This is a genomic window from Azospirillum sp. TSH100 (assembly GCF_004923295.1).
Taxonomy (GTDB): Bacteria; Pseudomonadota; Alphaproteobacteria; order Azospirillales; family Azospirillaceae; genus Azospirillum.
Genome location: NZ_CP039636.1, coordinates 567,835 through 589,031 on the forward strand (window position 1 = coordinate 567,835; position 21,197 = coordinate 589,031).

Consider the following 21,197-nt stretch of genomic DNA (forward strand, 5'->3'; position numbering starts at 1 on the left):
TCATAGAGCTGTTGATCGGCGCTCCCATGCGCGACGATCGGATAGTCCGCAGCCCTCATCAAAAGAATGAGTTGACGGCATCCCCCGCCGTGACACTCACAGAATTTCTGCCTTCGGCCCCCGCGCTAACAAAGATAGCCCGAATAAAATGGTGCGGCGGCCGCACTCGATGCCTACAGCGACGATCACACCACTGTTTGGCACGCATCTCTCTTGATCGCGGTCGCACGCTGATGCTGGCCGGAAAGGCACTGATGAATGCGATCCTCCGCCATGCTTTCGGGCATCGTCTGCCACCGTCCCTCTGGAGCGATCAGGCACCGGTGCGCGAGGAACTCTTCGGTTTGGACCGGCTCGAGCGGCATGCGGAGAGTCTCGCCGCCGCGCAGCCGGTGACACGCAAGCCGCTTGCCGTCCTGTCCCTGCACACCCGCCTCGCCGACAACGCCACGGTGCTGCTCGCCGCCTATCGGGCGAGTGCGGCGGAATTGGAGCGCGGTCGCAGCGTGGATCCCGCCGCGGAATGGCTGCTCGACAATTACCATGTTGTCGAAGAGCAGATTCGGGAAATCCACGTCGACTTGCCGCCGGGTTATTACCGTCAATTGCCAAAGCTCGCAGACGGTCCGTTCGCCGGGTATCCTCGGGTGTTTGGACTGGCCTGGGCCTTCGTTGCCCACACTGACAGCCACCTCGATCCCGCCATCCTGCGTCGTTTCATCACCGCCTATCAGCGGGTCCAGCCGCTGACCATCGGCGAGCTGTGGGCGGTCGCGATTACGCTTCGTATCGTCCTCATCGAGAACCTGCGCCGACTTGCCGATCAGATCACCGCCGGACGCGCTGCACGGGCAGACGCCGACGCGCTGGCCGACCGGCTTCTCGCGTCGGGGGACAGCCGTTCCGTCCTCGAAGCGGACATGGCCACGCGCTCCTCCGGTTCCTTGTCCGACGTGTTCGCCGCGGAACTGGCGAAGCGATTGCGGGACCAGGATCCGCGAACGACGCCGGCCCTCGGCTGGCTGGAGGAGCGGCTCAACCGTCAAGGCGCAACGGTCGACGGTGTGGTCCAGCACGCCCAGCAGAGGTTGGGGGCCTCCAACGTCACCGTGCGCAATGTCATCACCAGCATGCGGCTGATCTCCGACATCGACTGGGCGGACCTGTTCGAGAGCGTGAGCCTCGTCGACGAGCAACTGCGCGCGGCGAGCGGCTTCGCCGCCATGGATTTCCCCACGCGCAACCTCTACCGGAGCGCCATTGAGGAATTGGCCCGCGGTTCGTCATTCCCGGAACTCGCCATCGCCGGTCTGGCGCTGTCAGCATCACGTACAGCAGCGGCGGAAGCAACCAACGGTGCGGACGCCGCGCGTGTCGGCGACCCCGGCTACCATCTGATCGCGGAAGGGCGTGGCGCACTTGAGCGGCGCATCGGCTTTCGGCCACCGGCCCGACTGCGGATCAGCCGTTTCAGCGTTCGTTTGGGAATCGGCGGCTATGTCGGCGCGATCCTGTTCGTGACGGCGCTGTTGCTGGGTCTCGCGGTGTGGGCGGCTTGGCTTCCCGGTATGGACGGCTGGCTCGTCCTGTTCGCCCTTGCCGGCGTCCTGCCGGCTTCCGAAGTGGCGACGGCGCTGGTCAACCGCGTGGTCACCGCGCTGTTCGGAGCGATCACCCTGCCGGGGCTCGAACTGGCGGACGGCGTACCCCCGTCACGGCGCACGCTCGTCGCCGTTCCGACACTGCTGACCGGTGAGGTCGACCTCCTGGAGCAGATCGAGCGGCTGGAGGTTCACCACCTCGCCGGGGCCAGCGGCGAGCTTGTCTTCGCCCTGTTGTCGGATGGTCTCGACGCCGACCGGGAGGTGGTGGCTGACGACGACGCTCTCCTGGCGGTGGCCGCCGCGGCCATCGAGCGGCTGAATCTGCGCCATGGCCCCGGTCCTGACGGCGGAGACCGTTTTTTGCTGCTGCATCGCCGCCGGCTCTACAATGACGGCGAGGGCAAGTGGATGGGCTGGGAGCGCAAGCGCGGCAAGCTGCACGAACTCAACCGGCTGTTGCGCGGCGCCACCGACACCAGCTTCATGCCCGTTGCCGGTCGCGCGCCGCAGGTGCCGGCCGACGTGCGCTATGTCATCACGCTTGACGCCGACACGCGACTGCCGCGGGACGCCGCACTCCGGCTGGTCGGCAAGATGGGCCACCCGCTGAACCGGCCGACGTTCGACGCGGCCGGGCGGCGCGTCATCAACGGCTATGCCATTCTTCAGCCCCGTATCACGCCGTCGCTGTCGCTCGGCGGCGAGGGATCGCTCTATCAGCGGATCGTCTCCGGCCCCGGCGGCATCGACCCCTATGCGTCGGCCGTCTCCGACGTTTACCAGGATCTTTTCGGCGAGGGATCCTTCACCGGGAAGGGCATCTACGACGTCGACGCTTTCGAAGCGGCGCTGGACGGCCGGGTTCCGCACAATGCCCTGCTCAGCCACGACCTGTTCGAAGGTGTTTTCGCCCGCGCCGGTCTCGCTTCCGACATCGAACTCGTCGAGGAGTTCCCCTCTCGCTACAACGTCGCTGCCAAGCGTCAGCACCGCTGGACTCGTGGCGACTGGCAACTGCTCCCCTGGATCCTCGGCCATAGGACAGGTCCCCAGGCGGCTCCGCCGGTCGGTCGCTGGAAGATGCTGGATAACCTGCGCCGCTCGCTGCTGGCGCCGTTCACCCTGGCGACGCTGGCCGTGAGCTGGCTGCTGCCTCTGCCGTCCGCCTTGGTGGGAGTCCTGCTCGTGCTCGCCGTCAGCGCGGTTCCGGCTTTCCTGCCGGCGGTGTCCTCGGTGCTGCCGGGCCGGCCGGGTACCCGCCTCGGCAACCACGTCGGCTCGCTCATGCAGGATCTGCGGATGGCGGCGATGCGGACCGTGATGTCGGTTGCCTTCCTGGCCGACCAGGCGTGGCGGATGGGCGATGCCATCGCAAGGACATTGACCCGGCTGTTCGTCACGCACCGCCACCTTCTCGAATGGACGACGGCGGCGCAGACAGGCGGCCGGCCGCGGCTGGAACTCGGCGGCTTCTATCGCGACATGGCCGGTGGTACCGCGCTTGGGCTCGTCGTGGCGGCCGGTACCGTTGCCGTGACGCCATCTTCCTGGCCGCTGGCCCTGCCTTTCGCCCTGCTGTGGCTGACAGCCCCCGCGCTCGCCGCGTGGACCAGCCGGTTGCCGGCCATACTTCGGCGGGCGGCGTTCTCCGATCCGGATGCCCCCGCCCTGCGCCTTACCGCCCGGCGCACCTGGCGCTTTTTCGAGACGTTCGTCACACCGGCCGAGAACATGCTGCCGCCGGACAATTTCCAGGAGGACCCGAAGCCGGTGGTCGCCCACCGGACATCGCCGACCAACATCGGTCTCTACCTGCTCTCCACCGTCGCCGCCCGCGACTTCGGCTGGTCAGGAACGACGGAAACCATCGAGCGGCTGGAGGCGACGTTCGATTCCATGCGGAAGCTCTCCCGGTTCAGGGGGCATTTCTACAACTGGTATGGAACACAGGATCTGAGGGTGTTGGAACCGGCCTATGTCTCGTCGGTCGACAGCGGGAACCTTGCCGGTCATCTGATCGCGCTCGCGAACGCCTGCGAGGAATGGATGGACTGTGCTCCGGCGGCGGGCGCCCGGCTTGGCATGATGGATACCCTCGTCCTGGCGCGAGAGGCCGCAGACGCCCTGCCCACAGCGGGCGGTGCGCAAATACGCCGGCTTGGCGCCGTTCTTGACGAAATCGCCGCACAACTGAACGAAGGGCAATCCATCGAGGTCCAGTTGCCGTCGCTGAAGTGGCTGTCCGACAAGGCTGTTGAGGTGGCCCGTGACATCATCCCGGCGGGTGGGCCGTCGGCCGGTGGTGACGGTCCGGTGGATCTGATGTTCTGGATAGTGGCATTGCGGACCGCAGTGATCGAGCATGGCCGTGACCGGTTCCCCATCACCGGGACGCCGGACATGCTGAGGGGCCGGTTGCGTGCCCTCGCCGATACGGCACGCGCCATGGCGCTCGCGATGGATTTCTCCTTCCTTCTCGATCCCGAACGCAAACTGCTGTCGATCGGCTACGCTCTTCCCGACAACAGCCTGGATCCGAGCTGCTATGACCTGCTCGCCTCGGAAGCCCGGCTCGCCAGCCTGTTCGCCATCGCCAAGGGCGACGTCGCGACGCGGCACTGGTTCCGCCTCGGCCGTGCGGCGACACCGGTCGGCAACGGCTCTGCGCTGATCTCCTGGTCCGGCTCCATGTTCGAATATCTGATGCCGGCGCTGGTGATGCGCGCGCCGGTCGGCAGCCTTCTGGAGCAGACAAGCCGTCTGGTGGTGGAGCGTCAGCAAGCCTACGGCAGAACGCTGGGGGTGCCATGGGGCATCTCGGAATCCGCCTATAGCGCCCGCGACCTGGAGTTCACGTACCAGTACTCGAACTTCGGTGTTCCCGGCCTCGGCCTCAAGCGCGGCCTCTCCGAGAATCTCGTCATCGCGCCCTACGCCACCGGGCTGGCCGCAATGGTGGATCCGCACGGCGCACGGCTGAACTACGACCGCCTCGCCGCGATGGGCGCATGCGGATGCTATGGCTTCTACGACGCCCTCGACTTCACCCGCTCCAGGCTTCCCGAAGGCGCGGAGATGGCCATTGTGCGCAACGTCATGGCCCATCACCAGGGCATGACCATCGTCGCCATCGCCAACGCCCTGCAGGACGGCCGGATGCGCGACCGTTTCCACCGCGAACCCATGATCATGGCCAGCGAACTGCTGCTCCAGGAACGCATGCCGCGCGACGTCGTCGTCGGGCATCCTCGGGCCGAGGAGGTGAAGACCTCCGCAATGGGCGTCGCCATCGCATCGCCGACGGTGCGCCGCCTTACCGCGCCGCCCTCCACCGCAGCCCCGGTCACCCACCTGCTCTCCAACGGGCGCTACACGGTGATGCTGACCGCGGCGGGGGCGGGCTACAGCCTGTGGCGTGACATCGCCGTGACCCGTTGGCGCGAGGATGCCACCAGGGACGACTGGGGGACCTTCATTTTTCTGCGCGACACGCAGACCGGCGAGCTGTGGTCCGCCGGCGCGCAGCCAGTCGGGCGTGCGGCGGACCATGCCGAGGTGGTGTTCGCCGAGGATCACGTCGAATTCATCCGCCATGACGGGACCTTGACCACCACCATGGACGTTCTGGTCTCCGGCGAGGCCGACGGGGAAGTCCGCCGCGTCTCGCTGACCAATGGCGGGCGGCGACCGCGCGTGATCGAAGTGACGTCCTATGCCGAGTTGGTCCTGACCACGCCGGCCGCCGACGCCGCCCATCCGGCTTTCGCCAAGATGTTCGTGCAGACCGAGTTTCACGGCGAGTTCGGCGCGCTGGTCGCCACCCGCCGCCCGCGCTCGCCACGCGAGCCGCCGGTCTGGGCCGCCCACTTCGCCGTCGTCGACGGCGGGATCGCGGCCGATCTAGAATACGAGACCGACCGGGCCCGTTTCATCGGGCGTGGCCACACCGTCGGGACGACCGCCGCGATCACCGACGGCCAGCCGCTGTCGAACAGCCTCGGGACGGTTCTCGACCCGATTTTCGCGATCAGGCAGCGCGTGACGATCCCGCCCGGAGGGGTCGCGCGGGTTGCCTTCTGGACCTTGGTCGCGTCGTCTCAGGCAGCGCTTCTTGACCTTGTCGATCAGCATGCCGACCGGAATGCCTTCGACCGGGCGAAAACCTTGGCATGGACGCAGGCCCAGGTCCAGCTTCGCCACTTGGCCATCGGGGCAGACGAGGCCGCCGACTTCCAGCGCTTGGCGGCGCCGATCCTGTACGCCGATGCCCGCTTCCGGGCTTCCTCCGCCACCATCGCCGGTGGCGCGGGAGCCCAGTCGGGCCTGTGGCCCCACGCGATTTCTGGGGATCTGCCCATCGTCATGCTGCGCATCGACGACGTCGAGGACATCGCCCAGGTCCGCCAGTTGCTGCGTGCCCACGAATACTGGCGCATGAAGCGTCTGGCCGTCGATCTGGTGATCGTCAACGAGCGCGCTTCATCCTATGTTCAGGATCTTCAGGTTGCCATCGAGACTGCGGTGCGCAGCAGCCAGTCGCGGCCACGGTTCGGCGAGGAACCGGCGCAAGGCTCGGTCTACGCGTTGCGTGCCGACTTGATGCGTGCCGATGCACGCGCCCTGCTCCATTCGGTCGCCCGTGTCGTGCTGATTGCCCGGCGCGGCTCCATCGCCGAACAGATCGCCCGCCTGCAGCGGCAATCGTTCCCATCGGCACCCATCGACACCCCCGTATCGCTCCAACCCGCGGCCCAGCCCATGTCGGACCAGGTGCCGGTGCCGGGATCCCTCGAATTTTTCAACGGTCTGGGCGGCTTCGACAAGGACGGGCAAGAGTATGTGGTCGTCCTCGACGCCGGCCGCATGACGCCCGCTCCCTGGATCAACGTGATCGCCAACCCCGATTTCGGCTTCCAGGTGGCGGCGGAGGGCGGCGGTTTCACCTGGGCAGGGAACAGCCGGGAGAACCAGCTCACGCCGTGGTCCAACGATCCGGTCGGCAATCCGGCCGGGGAAGCGATCTATCTCCGCGATGAGGTGAGCGGTGACCTGTGGAGCGCCACCGTGCAGCCGATCCGCAACGGTGGGACCTATACCGCCCGCCATGGTCGCGGGTACAGCCGCTTCGAACATCGGGCGCACGGCATCGCGCTTGAGCTTCTGCAATTTGTGCCGCTGGCCGATCCGATCAAGATTTCCCGCCTGACCCTGCGCAACCATTCGCCCGGTCCGCGCACGCTGTCCGTCACCGCCTATGCGGAGTGGGTGCTCGGCACGGCACGTGGCGCTTCGGCTCCGTTCATCGCAACGGAGATCGACGCGGCCACTGGAGCCATGCTGGCCCGCAACCGCTGGAGCCCAACCTTCGGCGAACGCGTCGCCTTCGCCGATCTCGACGGCCGGCAGACGGCGTGGACGGCCGACCGCACCGAGTTCCTCGGCCGCAACGGCGGCCCCTCGGCGCCAGCGGCGCTCGTCGGGCGGTCACCGCTGTCCGGGGCGACCGGCGCTGGTCTCGATCCCTGCACGGCCTTGCAGGGCGTCGTCGAGTTGAAGGCCGGCGAGACGGTCGAAATCGTCTGGTTCCTCGGACAATGCGCCTCGGCGGAGGCGGCCCGCGAGCTTATTGCGCGCTACCGCGACGCCGATCTCGACGCCGCTCTCGAAGCGGTCGCCGATCACTGGACTTCCGTGCTCGGCGCCGTTCAGGTCAAGACGCCGGACCGGGCGATGGACATTATGCTGAACGGTTGGTTGCTCTACCAGACGCTGGCCTGCCGCATTTGGGCGCGTTCGGCCTTCTATCAGGCGAGCGGCGCCTACGGCTTCCGGGACCAGCTGCAGGACGGCATGGCGCTGAGCTTCGCCATGCCGAATGAGGCGCGGCGCCATCTGCTGCGCGCCGCCGGCCGGCAGTTCGTCGAAGGCGACGTCCAGCACTGGTGGCTGCCCCAGTCCGGGCAAGGGGTACGAACGCGGATCTCGGACGATCGCGTGTGGCTCGCCTTCGCCACCGCCACCTACATCGCCAGTTCGGGTGACGCCACGATCCTGGAGGAGAGCGTGCCGTTCCTCGACGGTCCGCCCTTGCGCCCCGGCGAGCACGACGCCTTCTTCCAGCCGGCGACTGCCGACGAGTGCGCCTCGCTGTTCGAGCACTGCGCCCGCGGCCTCGACCAAAGCCTCGTCCTGACCGGCGAGCACGGGCTGCCGCTCATCGGCACCGGCGACTGGAACGACGGCATGAACCGCGTCGGTCAGGACGGCAAGGGCGAAAGCGTCTGGCTTGGCTGGCTGCAGCTCCACGCCATCGCGCTGTTCGCGCCGCTGGCGGATAGTCGCGACGCCGACCGTGCCCGCCGCTGGCGTGACCATGCCGAGGCGTTGCGCCAGTCGCTGGAGCGCGAGGCTTGGGATGGCGCGTGGTACCGCCGGGCGACATTCGACGACGGCACATGGCTTGGATCCGCCGCGTGTGAGGAGTGCCGCATCGACTCCATCGCCCAATCCTGGGCTGTGCTCTCGGGTGCCGCCGATCCCGAGCGCGCCGCGACGGCGATGGCGTCGCTGGAAAGACTGCTGATCCGACCCGACGACGGCCTGGCGCTGCTGTTCACGCCGCCGTTTGATGGGACGACGTCCGATCCCGGCTACATCCGCGGCTATCCGCCGGGTCTGCGCGAGAATGGCGGGCAATATAGCCATGCCGCCATGTGGGCGATACTGGCGTTCGCCAAGCTGGGTGACGGCAGCAGGGCGGCCGCCCTGTTCGACTTGCTCAATCCGATCAACCACGCCCGCACGCCGGCCGAGGCCGAGCGCTACAAGGTCGAACCCTACGTTGTTGCCGCCGATGTCTATTCGGTGGCGCCACATGAAGGGCGCGGCGGTTGGAGCTGGTATACGGGTGCGGCGGGGTGGATGTACCGTGCCGGCACAGAGGGCATCCTCGGCATCCGCCGCGAGGGCGCATTCCTGGTCGTCGATCCGTGTCTTCCGGCTCCCTGGACAGGCTTCGAAGCCACGGTAACCGTGGAGTCGACCCACTACCACATCCGTGTGGAGGCGGCTTCGCACGGTGATCGCGACGCATCGAACGCGGTCCTCGACGGCTCCCGTTTCGACCGGACCGGCGAAGCGGTCCATCTGCCGCTCGATGGCGGGAGGCATACGCTGGTCCTGTCGCTGCGGGATCGTCATGGGAAGCGGAGGTGGCAAACTGTAGATTGCAGCAGATAGGCCGTTCCTCAACAGAAGGTTTAGGATCGGGAATGGCGCCGAAGGGCGACGGCCGGGGAAATATAGTCAAGGGAACGGGACGAGCTTTCCGAGCGCTTCGTCCCACAGCCAGAGACAGCCTCCAGCCAACGCCCCTCCCAGGGTGAGAGCTGGCGCTTCCTGGAGTGCCTGAATATGCCGGTGGCATTGCGGCAGATGATAGTTGGGAATGCGGGGATTCAAATGGTGGATGTGGTGGAAACCGATGTTGCCGGTGAACCATTGGAGTATGGCGGGAAGACGCAGGTAGGAACTTCCCCGTAAGGCCGCGAGCTGTGGCTCCCATTGCTCCTGCCGAACCCACAGCGTGTGCTCGAACCGGTGTTGGACCGAGAACAGCCAGACGCCGGCTATGGCGGCGAGGATCGTAATGGGCAGTTGCACTAGCAGCACCGTGCCGAAGCCGAGCCAGGCCGCGAGTGCCAGCAGGAGAGCGGCGATCATCAGGTTGGTCTTATGGACGGACAGCTGCTCCTGCCGCCAATCGGACGGCGTGTCGAAGGGGAAGCGGTACAGTACGAGGAAGACCAGCGGCGGCAGCAGGATCAGCGCCACCACCGAATGGCGGAGCAGGCGATGGAAAAGACGCTCGCGACGGCCGAGCGCGTTGTATTCGTCCAGCGTCAGACAGGATGAGTAGATGTCGTATCCACTGTTCCGCCGGTCGAGATTGTTCCAGTTGGCATGATGACCAGCATGCTGGCGCCGCCAGTTGGCATAGGGAGTCAAGGTCATGACACTGCACAGTGTGCCGATGGCATCGTTGGCCCGCCGTGACCGGAAGAAGGCCCCGTGCCCGCAATCGTGTTGGATGATGAAAATGCGAACCAGGAAGCCGGCGGCCGGAACGGCAAGTAGCAGCGTGACGGCGTAGCTGATGTTGAGGCTGAGGACCATGAGCGCCCAACACCCGATAAAGGGCAGGACCGACGTTGCCAGTTGGACGAGGCTGCGGACGAGGCTTGGTGTCTGGTAGGGGCGAAGCCGTTCGCGCAAAAGCGCTTGTCCACCATCGTCGATGGCGACTTCGTTGTGCGGTGGCAATGTCGCACCCGTGTCATCCTGAGTCATAAGCCCTCTCCTCGAAGAAGGTATTGGAAACCGGTGCCGACTTTTCGGGATGGCGTATGGGGCCTCACCCGTGACTTCGGCATTGGTACTCGATCTCGTTTGCCGATGAACTGTCCACCCGCGTCCAGATCTCGCTCCGCCCGAAGATCGGTAATCCTATATAGGCACGAACTCTCAATGACTCATCCGACAGGACGGAGACACTGCCACTGTAGGTCTTGCCATCCTGAGGATTGTAAATGGACCCGTCCCAGCGGTTGGGGCCGGCGGGGGTCAGGCCGGTTATGACGACGAGGCCGCAGATGCGCTGCGCTTGTTTGGCTGGATCCGGGTTCTTCTGATCCAGGCGAGGCGAGCTGCTCCGATCCGTGGCGTTCCGCAGCCAGATAATCCGACCGCAGAATCGATTGGCACAGCGGGTGATCCTAAGGACTGCATCCTTGTCTGCGGTCAGCCAGACACCTTGCAAGTCGGCTGCCGAAGCCGTCCCCGGCAGCCGGACAAGCGCCAAGCACCCGATGGCTATCACCGCGGACCTGAGCATTGCCTTTTTGCACAACGCAGGATCCTCCCGATTTCCCGGCTCCGGTTAATATTGTGAACGATCAACCGAAGCGCTATGGCGGACGTCCACCATCCTTTCAGCGATACGCTTTTGGTTGCGGGGATGGGTTGGTCGGGGGCAGGTCGCGCCAGCGCTTAACGCGCCGTTTAAGGCAGCGGCTTGACGGTACGAGCGGCCAGCATCGCGAAACTTCCCCGGTAGGGGAAGCTGGTCGGCGGAGGTGAGACGGCCGCCATCGAAGTCAGCAATAACCGACTTGCCGGTAACCGGTGACAAGATGGGAAGAACCCCGGCACTCTCAGCCGAGCCGGGGGTGAACTTAATTGATCCGTTGTGAGACTCGGTCGTCGAAGGCTATATACTGTTTGGGCAGGGAGAGGCCGACCGGCGGATAATTCTTCACCAGCATTGCGCCTTCCGGTGTTCCGTCGCTGATCCACAAATCCTCGTAGTGGTTATAGAACAGCCTGTCTCCCACTGCGGTCAGGACCTCCAAGCGCCCGGCCCTTGGGTCCTCGCAAATGCTGCCATCCAGCTTGACCGTGCCCTCGTCCGTCCCGTCACTGATCCAAAGCTGGCCATAGCCGCCGGTCCCGTCCCAGGCGGTCAGGAACAGCCGGTCGCCGACCGCCGTCAGATGCGTGGGCAGGATCGGCAGGGGAACCGGGGGGCGAAGCTGCCGGGGAAGAAATCCTTGACCAGTTCCGTCCCGGCCGCCGTGCCATCCGACCGCCACAGTGCCCTGCCATGGTCGCCGTTTTCGAATCCGGCCGTCTGGCGCTGAGCCGTAACCGTGAAATTGCGGGATATCGTTCGCGTCGTTTCTCTTTCCTCGGCCGGCGCCTACACTGATGCAACTGCCGAGGACACGAGCTTTGGACCAAGGCGCCATCGCTGACGGGATCTGGAAACAACCGATCTCCGTCGTGCTCGAAAACCTGGATGCGACGCCCGCCGGGCTGGGACGAACCGAGGCGGAGACCCGCCGGCGCAGATACGGTCTGAACCAGCCGCTGGCGCGCCGCCGCCGGCCACTCTGGCTGCAATTCCTGACACGCTTCCTCAATCCCCTGGTGCTGATCCTGCTGTTCGCCAGCGGCCTGTCGGCAGCCACCGGGAACATCACCAGCTTCGTCATCGTGATCGTCATGGTCGTGCTCAGCGTCACCCTGGACTTCGTCCAGGAGATGCGGGCCGAAAACGCCGTGGAGGCGCTGCGCCGCACCGTCGCCGTGCATGTGCAGGTGCGCCGGGACGGTGTGGAGGTATCGGAGCCGGTGGATCAACTGGTTCCAGGCGACGTGGTCCGTCTGGCCGCCGGCGATCTGGTTCCGGCCGACTGCCGCCTCCTCGAAGCGCGCGACCTGTTTGTCAACCAGGCCATGTTGACCGGGGAGCCCTACCCGGCGGAAAAGCGCATCGATGCCGTCGCGATCCCGGCCGAAGATGCGGAGAAGGCGCTCGACACCATATTCATGGGGACCTCGGTCATCAGCGGCAGCGCCACCGCCCTGGTCTGCCGGACCGGCGACGCGACAGCGTTCGGTCAGTTGAGCGGCACCCTGCAGGCGCCTTCCCCTCCCACCGCCTTCGAACTGGGCATCCGCCAGTTCGGTTTCCTCATACTGCGCCTGACGATCTTCCTGGTGTTGTTCGTGCTGGCGGTGAATGTGCTGTTCCACCGTCCCTGGCTGGAGTCCCTGATGTTCGCCCTGGCCCTGGCGGTCGGGCTGACGCCGGAACTGCTGCCGATGATCGTCACCGTCACGCTGGCGCGCGGTGCGATGCGGCTGGCGGAGCGCCGTGTCATCGTCAAACGGCTGGCGGCCATGCACAACATCGGCGCCATGGACGTGCTGTGCACCGACAAGACCGGGACGCTGACGGAGGCGACGATCCGGATGGTCAGGCACCTGGATTTCCGTGGTGCGGAGAGCGAGCGCGTCTTTCGGCTGGCCTACCTGAACAGCCATTTTGAAAGCGGCATCAAGAGCCCGCTGGACGAGGCCATCATCGCCTTCCGCACCCTCGACGTGACCGGCTGGCAGAAGATCGACGAGGTGCCCTTCGATTTTGAGCGGCGGCGCGTCTCGGTTCTCGTTAGCGATGGCACCGAGCGGCTGCTGGTGGTCAAGGGGGCGCCGGAAGACGTTCTGCGGCAGTCCACCCATTACGAAGGCGAAGGGGGCGTCGAGAGGCCGCTCGACCCGGCGGCGCGGGCAGAACTGGATGCCCTGTTCCAGAAACTGGGAGAGGATGGGTTCCGGGTGCTGGCAATCGCCTCCAAGGCGATGGGACGGGATCATACCTCAGCCGCGCTGGGAGATGAAAGCGAACTGGCCTTCGCCGGCTATGCGGTTTTCCTCGATCCCCCCAAGGCGAGCGCCATGGCGGCGATCAGCGATCTGACCGGGGCCGGGGTGGCCGTGCGCCTTCTGACCGGCGACAACGAGCGGGTGACGCGTCACGTCTGCGCCGAACTCGGTCTCCCCGTCGTCGGCCTGATCACCGGCGACGATCTGCGGGCGATGAGCGAAGAGGCGTTGCGGGCCCGCCTCCCCAAGGTCAACGTGTTCTGCCGGGTGACGCCGGCTCAGAAGGAACGTGTGCTTTTGGCGTACAAGCGCTCCGGCCGGGTGGTGGGTTTCCTGGGCGACGGGATCAACGACGCCTCCGCCCTCCATGCCGCCGACGTCGGCATCTCGGTCGACAGCGCCGCCGACGTTGCAAAGGAGGCAGCCGGCCTGATCCTGCTCGACCACGATCTGTCGGTGGTGCACGAGGCGGTGATGGAGGGGCGCCGGACGGTGCAGAACGTCACCAAATACATCCTGATGGGAAGCAGTTCGAATTTCGGCAACATGTTCAGCATGGCGGGTGCGTCGCTGTTCCTGCCCTTCCTGCCGATGCTGCCGACCCAGGTGCTGCTCAACAACCTGCTCTACGATGCGTCGGAGGCCGGCGTTCCGCTCGACAACGTGGAGGCGGAGGCGTTGGCCCTGCCGGCGCAGTGGGATCTGCGGCTGATCCAGCGCTTCATGCTGGTGCTGGGCCCAGTCAGCTCCCTGTTCGATTTCCTGACCTTCTACGCCTTGCTTCACCTGTTCAACGCCGATGAGGCGCTGTTCCAGACCGGATGGTTCGTAGAGAGCCTTGCCACCCAGGTGCTGGTCATCTTCGTGATCCGCACCCGCCGCAGCCCCTGGCTCAGCCGACCCAACGCAATTCTGGCCGGGTTGTCGCTGGGAGCTGCCGCCGTCGGCGCGCTGCTGCCGCTGACGCCGCTGGCATCCTTCTTCGGCTTCGTGGTACCTCCAGCCTCCTTCTATCTGTTCCTGGTGGCCGCCGTCGTCACCTATCTGGTCCTCGTGGAGATCATCAAGCGGGTGTTCTTCCACTACATCGCTCCACGACAGTAATGCGGAACTCGGGGCGTCGGCGGACTCCATCCTGAGAAGTTGGCGTTCAGGCGACCCTGCGGGAGACTGGCCTCCCGAGGCCGGCCATGATGTTGAAATGGACTCCCCATCAGCGGGCATAGCCATTGCTTTTGTCCAACTGTAAATCGATGGCCAAAAGCTTATGCTCTACGGAGAATCTGATCAAAGGGAGCGGCGTATGTCCAAAAAGTTGCTGAACGACCGTCGTGTCCTCATTGTTGAGGACGAGTTCCTCGTCACCGTCGTTCTAGAGGCGGCGGTCCAGGAGGCAGGCGCCAGTGTGGTTCGGCTTGCCGCTTCGACCGTGGATGCTCTTGCGTTGATTGAAGCCGAACCCTTCGATGTTGCGCTTCTGGATGCCCGATTGGATGAAGAACCGGTCGTTGACGTTGCCGACGCTTTGGACAAACGAGGCATCCCATTCGTTTTCCACTCCGGATATGGTCCGGAACATCTCCCAAGCAGCCATCGTCATCGCCCCCTGCTTCGTAAGCCATCGCTTTCATCCAGTGTCGTCCAGGCACTGTACGAGGCGATGAATTAACTGGAACAGAGTGGAGGACAAACGGCAGTCACCCGCTCATCGTCGAGCCGGACACCAGGATGGCGGCATCGAAATCTTCCCGTTCGATCAGCGCCAGGGCATCCGCCACGCAGCCGGCCATGCCGACGATGGCGGCTCCCGCATCCAGCGGGATTTCCTCCAACGCCATGGCGATCAGCAATTCGTCTTCGACGATCATGATCCGGCAGCCTTCCAGATGCTTTCCGGTCATCAGGCATTCTCAAGGGAGGCGAGGCCTTCGTCGTCGCTCCTCGTCTGGGCGACCGGTACGGTGAACGTCGCCTGGAGGCCGGTCGAATCGTAATCCACCATGACATCGCCGCGCAGTTCGTAGCGGATTTGCTGGGTGATCAGCTTGGAGCCGAAGCCATGATGGGTGGGAGGCGACACCGGGGGGCCGTCCGTCTCGCGCCAATGTACAAGCAGCGCCGCATCGGCATCCCTTTGCCCGAATTCCCAGGTCACGACGACCCGCCCTTCCGCCACGGACAATGCGCCGTATTTCAGCGCGTTGGTCACCAACTCGTGGATCACCATGCCGAGCGCCAACGCGGCCTTGGGCCGGAGTTGAACAGCAGGCCCATCAACGGCAAAGCGTCCTTCGCTGGTGGCATAAGGCTTCACTTCATTGAGCACGACGTCGCTGAGGGGAATGTTCCCCCAACGATCACGGGTCAGCAGATCGTAGGTGCTGGCGACCGCCTGCAGGCGCCCGAGAAACGCCGTGCATTCCGGTGCTTCGGCAATTGCCTTCAGCGTCTGCTGGGCCAAGGCGGTGACAACGGCCAGCATGTTCTTGACGCGGTGGTCGAGTTCACCGATGAGCTGGCGCTGCTGCTCCTCGGCCTCCTTGAGCGACGTCACGTCCACAAAGGTCAACAACAGGCCTTCCAAATCGTTGCGGGCTTTCCGGTAAGGCAGGATGCGCATCATGTAGTGTCTGGTCCCGTCCCTTGACCGAACCGCCTTTTCCACGGTCGCCGGGTCGGTAAGCGCATGTCTCAGATCCGAATCCAGATCGACCTGATCGAGATGGCTGACGATATCGGTCAGCGGACGACCGCGGTCGGTCGCGATCAGATTGAAAATCTGCGTGATCGCCGGCGTGAAACTCCGGATCAGCAGGGATCGGTCCAGGAAGATGATCCCGATCTGGGTGCTGTTGAACAGATTCTGGAGATCGCTGTTGGACTGATCCAGCTCCTCGACCTTGCTGTTGAGTTCTATGTTGACAGCGTGAAGCTCCTCATTGACGGATTGCGTTTCCTCTTTGGCTGTTTCCAGCTCCTCATTGGTCGATTGCAGTTCCTCGTTGACCGAGATGAGTTCCTCGTTGGCGGACTTCAGTTCCTCCAATGAGGTTTCATACTCTTCGATCGTGCTCTGGAGACGCTCCTTGGTATCGCGAAGTTCACGTTCCAGCTGCTCCACCGCACCGGGATCCTGGCCCCAGTGACGCTCCTTGCCGTAGATTTCCTCCGCAGGACTTGGATCTCCGACATCGGAAAACAGGACCAGGAAGAAGGGTTCCCCGTCGCGGTCGAACGGCTCGATCGTCAGATCGAGCATTTGGACACGATCGTCCACCTCCACCGCCAGGTGCTTGCGGGTTACCGGCTTGTGGGTCTGCATCGCCTCGTGCAGGGCGCCGCGAAGATCGAGCCGAAGTCCCTTGCGGGCCATCGCCAGAAGCTGGCGGTTCGGGGCGCCGGGCGGCGCCTGAAGGTACTTGCCGGTGTTGGCGGAATAATAGACCACCTCACTGTTCTGGTTGACGACGACATGGGCCGGAGCGAAACGCTCCAGCACGCGCGCCTCCACATGCCCACGCAGATTGGCGGCGTTGGACTGGATCGAGCGGGGGGTCTCGGCCGATCCGCGAGGCGTGCGGCCGCCATGCTCCGCCATGGCGAAGGGAATGGTCACGGAAACCGCATCCTGCCGGCGGAACAGGCGATGTTTTTTGTCTATGGGCACGAACAGCGTCTGATGTTGCCCGATGGTCTCGGCCACGCCGAGGAAAAGATAGCCGCTGGGGCGCAATGCATAGTGGAACATTGGGATCACCTGATCCTGAAGTCCCATCCCCAGGTAAATGAGCAGATTGCGGCACGAAATCAGGTCGATGCGTGAAAATGGCGGGTCACGGACGACGCTGTGCGACGAAAAGATGCACAGGTCGCGCACCTCCTTGCGAACGAGATAGCTGGTGCCGTCCTCAGTGAAATGGCGTTTGAGCCGGTCCGCCCGCACATCCCGCACCAGATTGGCGGGATAGCGCCCGGTGCGTGCCACTTCCAGGGCATGCTCGTCGATGTCGGTGGCGAAGACCTGGATCTTCGGCACGCTGTGGAGGGTTTCTGCATATTCGGACAGCAGCATGGCGATGGAGTACACCTCCTCGCCGGTGGCGCAGCCCGGCACCCAGACGCGCACCGCATCGCCGACGCTTTTCCCGGCGAACAGATGCGGGATGACGAGTTCCTCCAGCGCCCGGAAGGTCTCGCCGTCGCGGAAGAAGGTGGTGACACCGATCAGCAGATCGCGAAACAGTGCCGCGGCTTCGGTACGGTCCTCACGCAGGTGTTCGACATAGCTGTCGATGTCCGTCAGCCGCAGGGCCTGCATCCTGCGTTGGACACGGCGCAGGAAAGTGTTGTGCTTGTAGCCCTGGAAATCGTGCCCGATCTGATTGCGCAGAATGGTGGTGATGCTTCTGCGTGCCGATTCCAGCCGCGCATCCTCTTGAACATCCTTCTCACCCGTCAGATCGCCCAGCGACGTGGCGGTTCGCGCGTAGTCCACCAGCGTCGCCGCCATCGTTTCGACCGGCGCGACAAGGTCGACGACGCCGGTGGCGATGGCGCTGTTCGGCATGCCGTCATGGCGGGGAATTCCGTCATGCCCCTGGGCGATGGTGAAGCCGCCCCGTTCCTTGATCGCCTTGACGCCCAGGGTGCCGTCGCTGCCGCCGCCCGACAGGATGATGCCCACCGCTCTTTCACCGCAGTCGCTGGCGAGCGAGCTGAGGAAGAGGTCGATGGGGTTGCGCTCGCGGCGGGAGGCGCTGTCCGGCCGGACATGCAGCCGGCCGCTGTCGATGGTCAGCAGGGTTCCTGGCTGCAGGGTGTAGATGCGGTTTGGCTCGACCAAATCCCCGTCGCAGGCCTGATGCGCCGGCGTGGGCGTGCATCGGCCGATGATGTCGGCCAGCAGGCTTTCGTGTTCCGGTGACAGATGCGTCACGACCACGAAGGCCATGCCGCTGTCGGCAGGAACGGCGCCGAACAGCCCCTCCAAGGCCTCCACCCCGCCAGCGGATGCGCCGATCCCGACGATTGGGAAGGATGCCTTGTCGCTCATGCTGCTGCCCTTCCACAGATCCTGACGATCCGGATCGATGTCGTTTGAGGATGCCGGGGATGGCGCTCTTGTCGGCGATGAGCTTTTCTACAGTTCAACTGGAGCAACCCCCTCGGGACGATGGCCGGCCGTCCCTGGTGGCGTTCTTCCTCACAGTCGATGCCAAATTCTGACGCGGACGGTCAACTCACTCTCTAGCACCTTCCTTTGGTTGGGCACCACCGTCATCGTCCCAGTTGCGAAGCAGAGTGCTACGCTCCCGCTGGAGTAGACGCTCATCGCCGATCCTTGCGGTCACCGGTGGCACGGACGCGGTTTCAATGAACATTTTCCCGTTCAGGAAATGGACTGACGACGAACGATGTTTCAGTTGTACGGTTTGCATGATGACACCTCCTCTGCGGTAAAGTTCGGTGCGGAACGGCTTTCCGCGATAGACGGAGCATTGCTCCGCCCGGTCCTCGCAACAATGTTCATCCGGGCAGGAGAGTTCCGTTTCCCGCCGGTTCCAGGAGCCGGTCCAGTTCATCGGGGTCGATGAGCACCGTCTGCTCCATGGCCATTCCGCGATTGGAATGCGGAAGACGGAGCCAGGTCGCGCTGCGCCGATACACAGGGAAGGAGAGCGAGTCGATCAACTCCTCGTCGGTCTCCACGATGTAGCTTCCCGCCGGTTGCACCCCGTCGACGCCGCTCAAGGCAAAAGGATGGGCGAACGTTACGGTCCTGCTGGTGGTGCGGGTGAATGCGGTGGTCATCGAAGGGTGCTCCCATTCATGTCCGGCGGATTTCCTTGAAAGCAGCTGTCTATCCGCCCGAACTGGAGAACAGCAGCCCGGCAAGAAAGCCGACTGAGACGCCAAGTGTCAGATAAGCCATGTTCTTCCATTTCGGCGCGGACAAAGCCCAGGCGGCACGCTCTGAAACCATCCACTCCGACAACGTCCCGTGCGTGAGCGACATGGCGATCTCCTTCCGGATATTTGCTTCAAAATATGGTGCCGCCAAATTTTATTACAATGGGGGTGGTCGAATAATTACATTGATGCTTATTTGATTCGGACTGCCGCCAGCGTCCGCTGGACAGGATCCTCTACCTAGATGATTCTTGAGCGTCCCTTGGGCTGCCTTCTCACCATTTGCTGCGATGGAGCAACGACTTGCATGCCAAAGCACGCGGCAAAGACCTGCCATACGCGGCCCTGACCGATGTGAGCCACGGCTCAAAAAAACATGGACCGGACCGCCTCGACCGACTGCCAGACGGTGATCGCCGTGGCGATGAGAACGGCGGCGGCCATCGCCAACGACACTGCCAGCAACACCCCGTCCTCTTCCAGATAGGCCAAGGCGATCAGCATGATCGTCACCGCCGGGACGACATTGCTCAGCGGAATGGGAACGAAGAAGACGCCTGCCAGCACGAGGACGACCAATCCGACCACGCGCGTCGTCGTCTCGAACGGCATTTTCCAGCGTGGGCGTATGACCGTCTCCATGCGCCTCAACACCGGCACGGTACGATCGACCATGCGGACCAGGCGCTGTGTCGAGAAACGCCGCGACATGATCGTCCTGGGAAAGGCCGGCGTTTCCCGCGCGAGGATCATCTGGAACGCGGGAATGGTCAGCAGCAGCCCGACGACCGGCGATGTTCCCGGAGTCAGCCCGATCAGTGCCAGCAACAGCAGGACGACGCCGAAGGAGCGCTTGTGCAGCCTGTCCAGCAGCCAGCCGAATGTAACGCCCTCGGCCGGAGCTTCTGCGAGCAGGCCACGCAAAACCTCGGATGTCGGGATATGCGGAGGCAAGGCCGAGGTCATGACCGCATCGCTCCGGCCGTTTCGGTGGGGCGACACCTGCCTGTCATGCCGGGATCGACACCGTAACGGTCGTGCCGGCGCCGGACCCGACGGTCAGACCGCCTTTGACCTGCTCGGCCAGCAACTCCATCAAGGTGAGGCCGAGCGAGCCCGTGCGTCGTTCATCGGCCATGCCGATGCCATCGTCACTGATGCTCATGCGCAGGACTTCGTACGAGATTTCCCGGAACGAGACGGCGATGCGGCCGGATCGCCCGTCCGGGAAAGCGTATTTCAGCGCATTGATCATCGCCTCGTTGGCGATGAGGGCCAGCGGGATGGCCCGATCCGGTTTCAGGAACACCTCGTCGGCGTCGACATCCAGCACCACCCGCAAACTCTGTGCAGGCTCGAAGGACATCAGCAGGTCGCGGCACAGCATCCGCAGATATCCCCCGAATTCGATCTCCTGCAGCCCCTGCGTCCGGTAGAGCGTCTCGTGGATCTCGGCCATGCGGTCCAGCCTTTCCACGGCGCTGTGCAGCGCCTCCTGCACGGCCGGCTCCCGGCCATGTGTGAGGTCCAACTGGATGCGCAGGAAGGACGAGGCCATCTGGAGGGTGTTTTTGACGCGGTGGTTCACCTCCTTCATCAGGTTGTCCTTGTCGCGCAGCAGCAGGTCCTTGTCGGCAAGGGTGTTGCGCAGCACACGCTCCACCTCGGTGCGGCGCTCAACTTCGGCGGCAAGTTGGCGATTGAGTTCATCCAGCCGCCCGGTACGCACCGCGACACGGTGATCGAGTTCTTCGTTGAGTTGGCGCAATCCGTCTTCCGCCGCCTTGCGCTCGGTGATGTCGACAAAGGACACGAAATGGTGGCGGATACGGTCTTCTTCGAAAACGGGTGCGACATGCTGGAGCACCCATAGCGGCTTTCCGTCCCTCCGATAGAGCCGGACCTGGCGCACGATGGCCTCGCCGGCGCGTAGGGCAAGGCCAATGGCGTGCGCCACCTCCGGGTCGGTGCCGGAGCCTGACAGCAGATGATAGTTCTTGCCCAGAATCTCTTCGCGCGCATAGCCGCTGAGCCTGGTGAATGCGGCATTGGCGAAGACGATCGGGATATCCGGCAGGGTGGGATCGGCGATCAGCATGGGCATCAGGGTCGATTCCGCGGCCACCACGAAGGGGCCACCGCGCGCGGCCTCCATCCTGACCATTCTCTCTGCATCCTGTTGGTCGCGGGGATTATCGGGCATGCAGCGCTCCTTCGTCCGATCCATTATTTGAAAAGGATATAGCCGCTGAACGCAGCCTTCCCAGGCGAAGAAGTGGCGGAGTCCATTCGCCAATTTGGCGCCAATTGGCAAAATATATTGATTGATCCATGGCAAAAAACTCCCGAACTTCTTGCGTATGAAAAATATAGCTTTGCGAATACCAAAAGAACATCTCCTTTATATTCGGCAATTTATAGTTCTTAATTTCAGATTATATTTTCAAAGCCATT

12 protein-coding genes are annotated in these 21,197 nt (G+C 64.2%); 3 read left to right on the forward strand and 9 right to left on the reverse strand.

Annotated elements, in window-relative coordinates; all coding sequences use genetic code 11:
• Positions 1-254 precede the first annotated feature (254 nt).
• Positions 255-8,843 (forward strand): GH36-type glycosyl hydrolase domain-containing protein, encoded by an 8,589-nt coding sequence (locus E6C72_RS20165; RefSeq protein WP_109443543.1) that lies wholly within the window; start codon positions 255-257, stop codon positions 8,841-8,843.
• A 66-nt stretch (positions 8,844-8,909) separates the two neighbouring features.
• Here the strand turns inward: E6C72_RS20165 and E6C72_RS20170 are convergent, their stop codons facing one another.
• The 3 genes from E6C72_RS20170 to E6C72_RS20180 all read right to left on the reverse strand — a co-directional run bounded on the left by E6C72_RS20170 (position 8,910) and on the right by E6C72_RS20180 (position 11,254).
• Positions 8,910-9,953, reverse strand: coding sequence for a fatty acid desaturase (locus tag E6C72_RS20170; RefSeq protein WP_109156585.1), 1,044 nt, complete (start codon positions 9,951-9,953; stop codon positions 8,910-8,912).
• Positions 9,954-10,017: 64 nt separating this feature from the next.
• Positions 10,018-10,497: a DUF2147 domain-containing protein gene (locus E6C72_RS32735; RefSeq protein WP_109156584.1), complete on the reverse strand. Its 480-nt coding sequence runs from the start codon at positions 10,495-10,497 to the stop codon at positions 10,018-10,020.
• Positions 10,498-10,837: 340 nt separating this feature from the next.
• Entirely contained in the window at positions 10,838-11,254 is a 417-nt protein-coding gene (locus E6C72_RS20180) for a hypothetical protein (RefSeq protein WP_169055246.1), read from the reverse strand.
• A gap of 190 nt (positions 11,255-11,444) precedes the next feature.
• Between E6C72_RS20180 and mgtA the strand changes: the two genes are divergently transcribed.
• Both mgtA and E6C72_RS20190 read left to right on the forward strand, forming a co-directional pair.
• Positions 11,445-13,937 carry a magnesium-translocating P-type ATPase gene (gene mgtA, locus E6C72_RS20185; protein ID WP_247871413.1) on the forward strand — a complete coding sequence of 831 codons (2,493 nt, stop codon included), beginning with the start codon at positions 11,445-11,447 and terminating at the stop codon, positions 13,935-13,937.
• Between the two features lie 199 nt (positions 13,938-14,136).
• Positions 14,137-14,502 (forward strand): response regulator, encoded by a 366-nt coding sequence (locus E6C72_RS20190; RefSeq protein ID WP_109156583.1) that lies wholly within the window; start codon positions 14,137-14,139, stop codon positions 14,500-14,502.
• 28 nt (positions 14,503-14,530) lie between these two features.
• On the opposite strand, the gene E6C72_RS20195 is transcribed toward E6C72_RS20190, so the two are convergent.
• From E6C72_RS20195 to E6C72_RS20215, 6 genes are all read right to left on the reverse strand, one after another.
• The gene (locus tag E6C72_RS20195) at positions 14,531-14,734 is read right to left on the reverse strand and encodes a response regulator (protein ID WP_109156582.1); all 204 of its coding nucleotides are present in this window, start codon (positions 14,732-14,734) and stop codon (positions 14,531-14,533) included.
• Positions 14,734-17,886 (reverse strand): chemotaxis protein CheB, encoded by a 3,153-nt coding sequence (locus E6C72_RS20200; RefSeq protein WP_109156581.1) that lies wholly within the window; start codon positions 17,884-17,886, stop codon positions 14,734-14,736. The genes E6C72_RS20195 and E6C72_RS20200 overlap by 1 nt, the downstream gene beginning before the upstream one ends.
• Before the next feature lie 473 nt (positions 17,887-18,359).
• Positions 18,360-18,644 carry a hypothetical protein gene (locus E6C72_RS20205; RefSeq protein WP_109049766.1) on the reverse strand — a complete coding sequence of 95 codons (285 nt, stop codon included), beginning with the start codon at positions 18,642-18,644 and terminating at the stop codon, positions 18,360-18,362.
• A 49-nt stretch (positions 18,645-18,693) separates the two neighbouring features.
• Entirely contained in the window at positions 18,694-18,849 is a 156-nt protein-coding gene (locus tag E6C72_RS31825) for a hypothetical protein (RefSeq protein WP_158279295.1), read from the reverse strand.
• 260 nt (positions 18,850-19,109) lie between these two features.
• Positions 19,110-19,709, reverse strand: coding sequence for an exopolysaccharide biosynthesis protein (locus tag E6C72_RS20210; RefSeq protein WP_247876000.1), 600 nt, complete (start codon positions 19,707-19,709; stop codon positions 19,110-19,112).
• Between the two features lie 43 nt (positions 19,710-19,752).
• Positions 19,753-20,946, reverse strand: a complete 1,194-nt coding sequence (locus E6C72_RS20215) for a sensor histidine kinase (protein WP_247871411.1) — start codon at positions 20,944-20,946, stop codon at positions 19,753-19,755.
• Positions 20,947-21,197 lie beyond the last annotated feature (251 nt).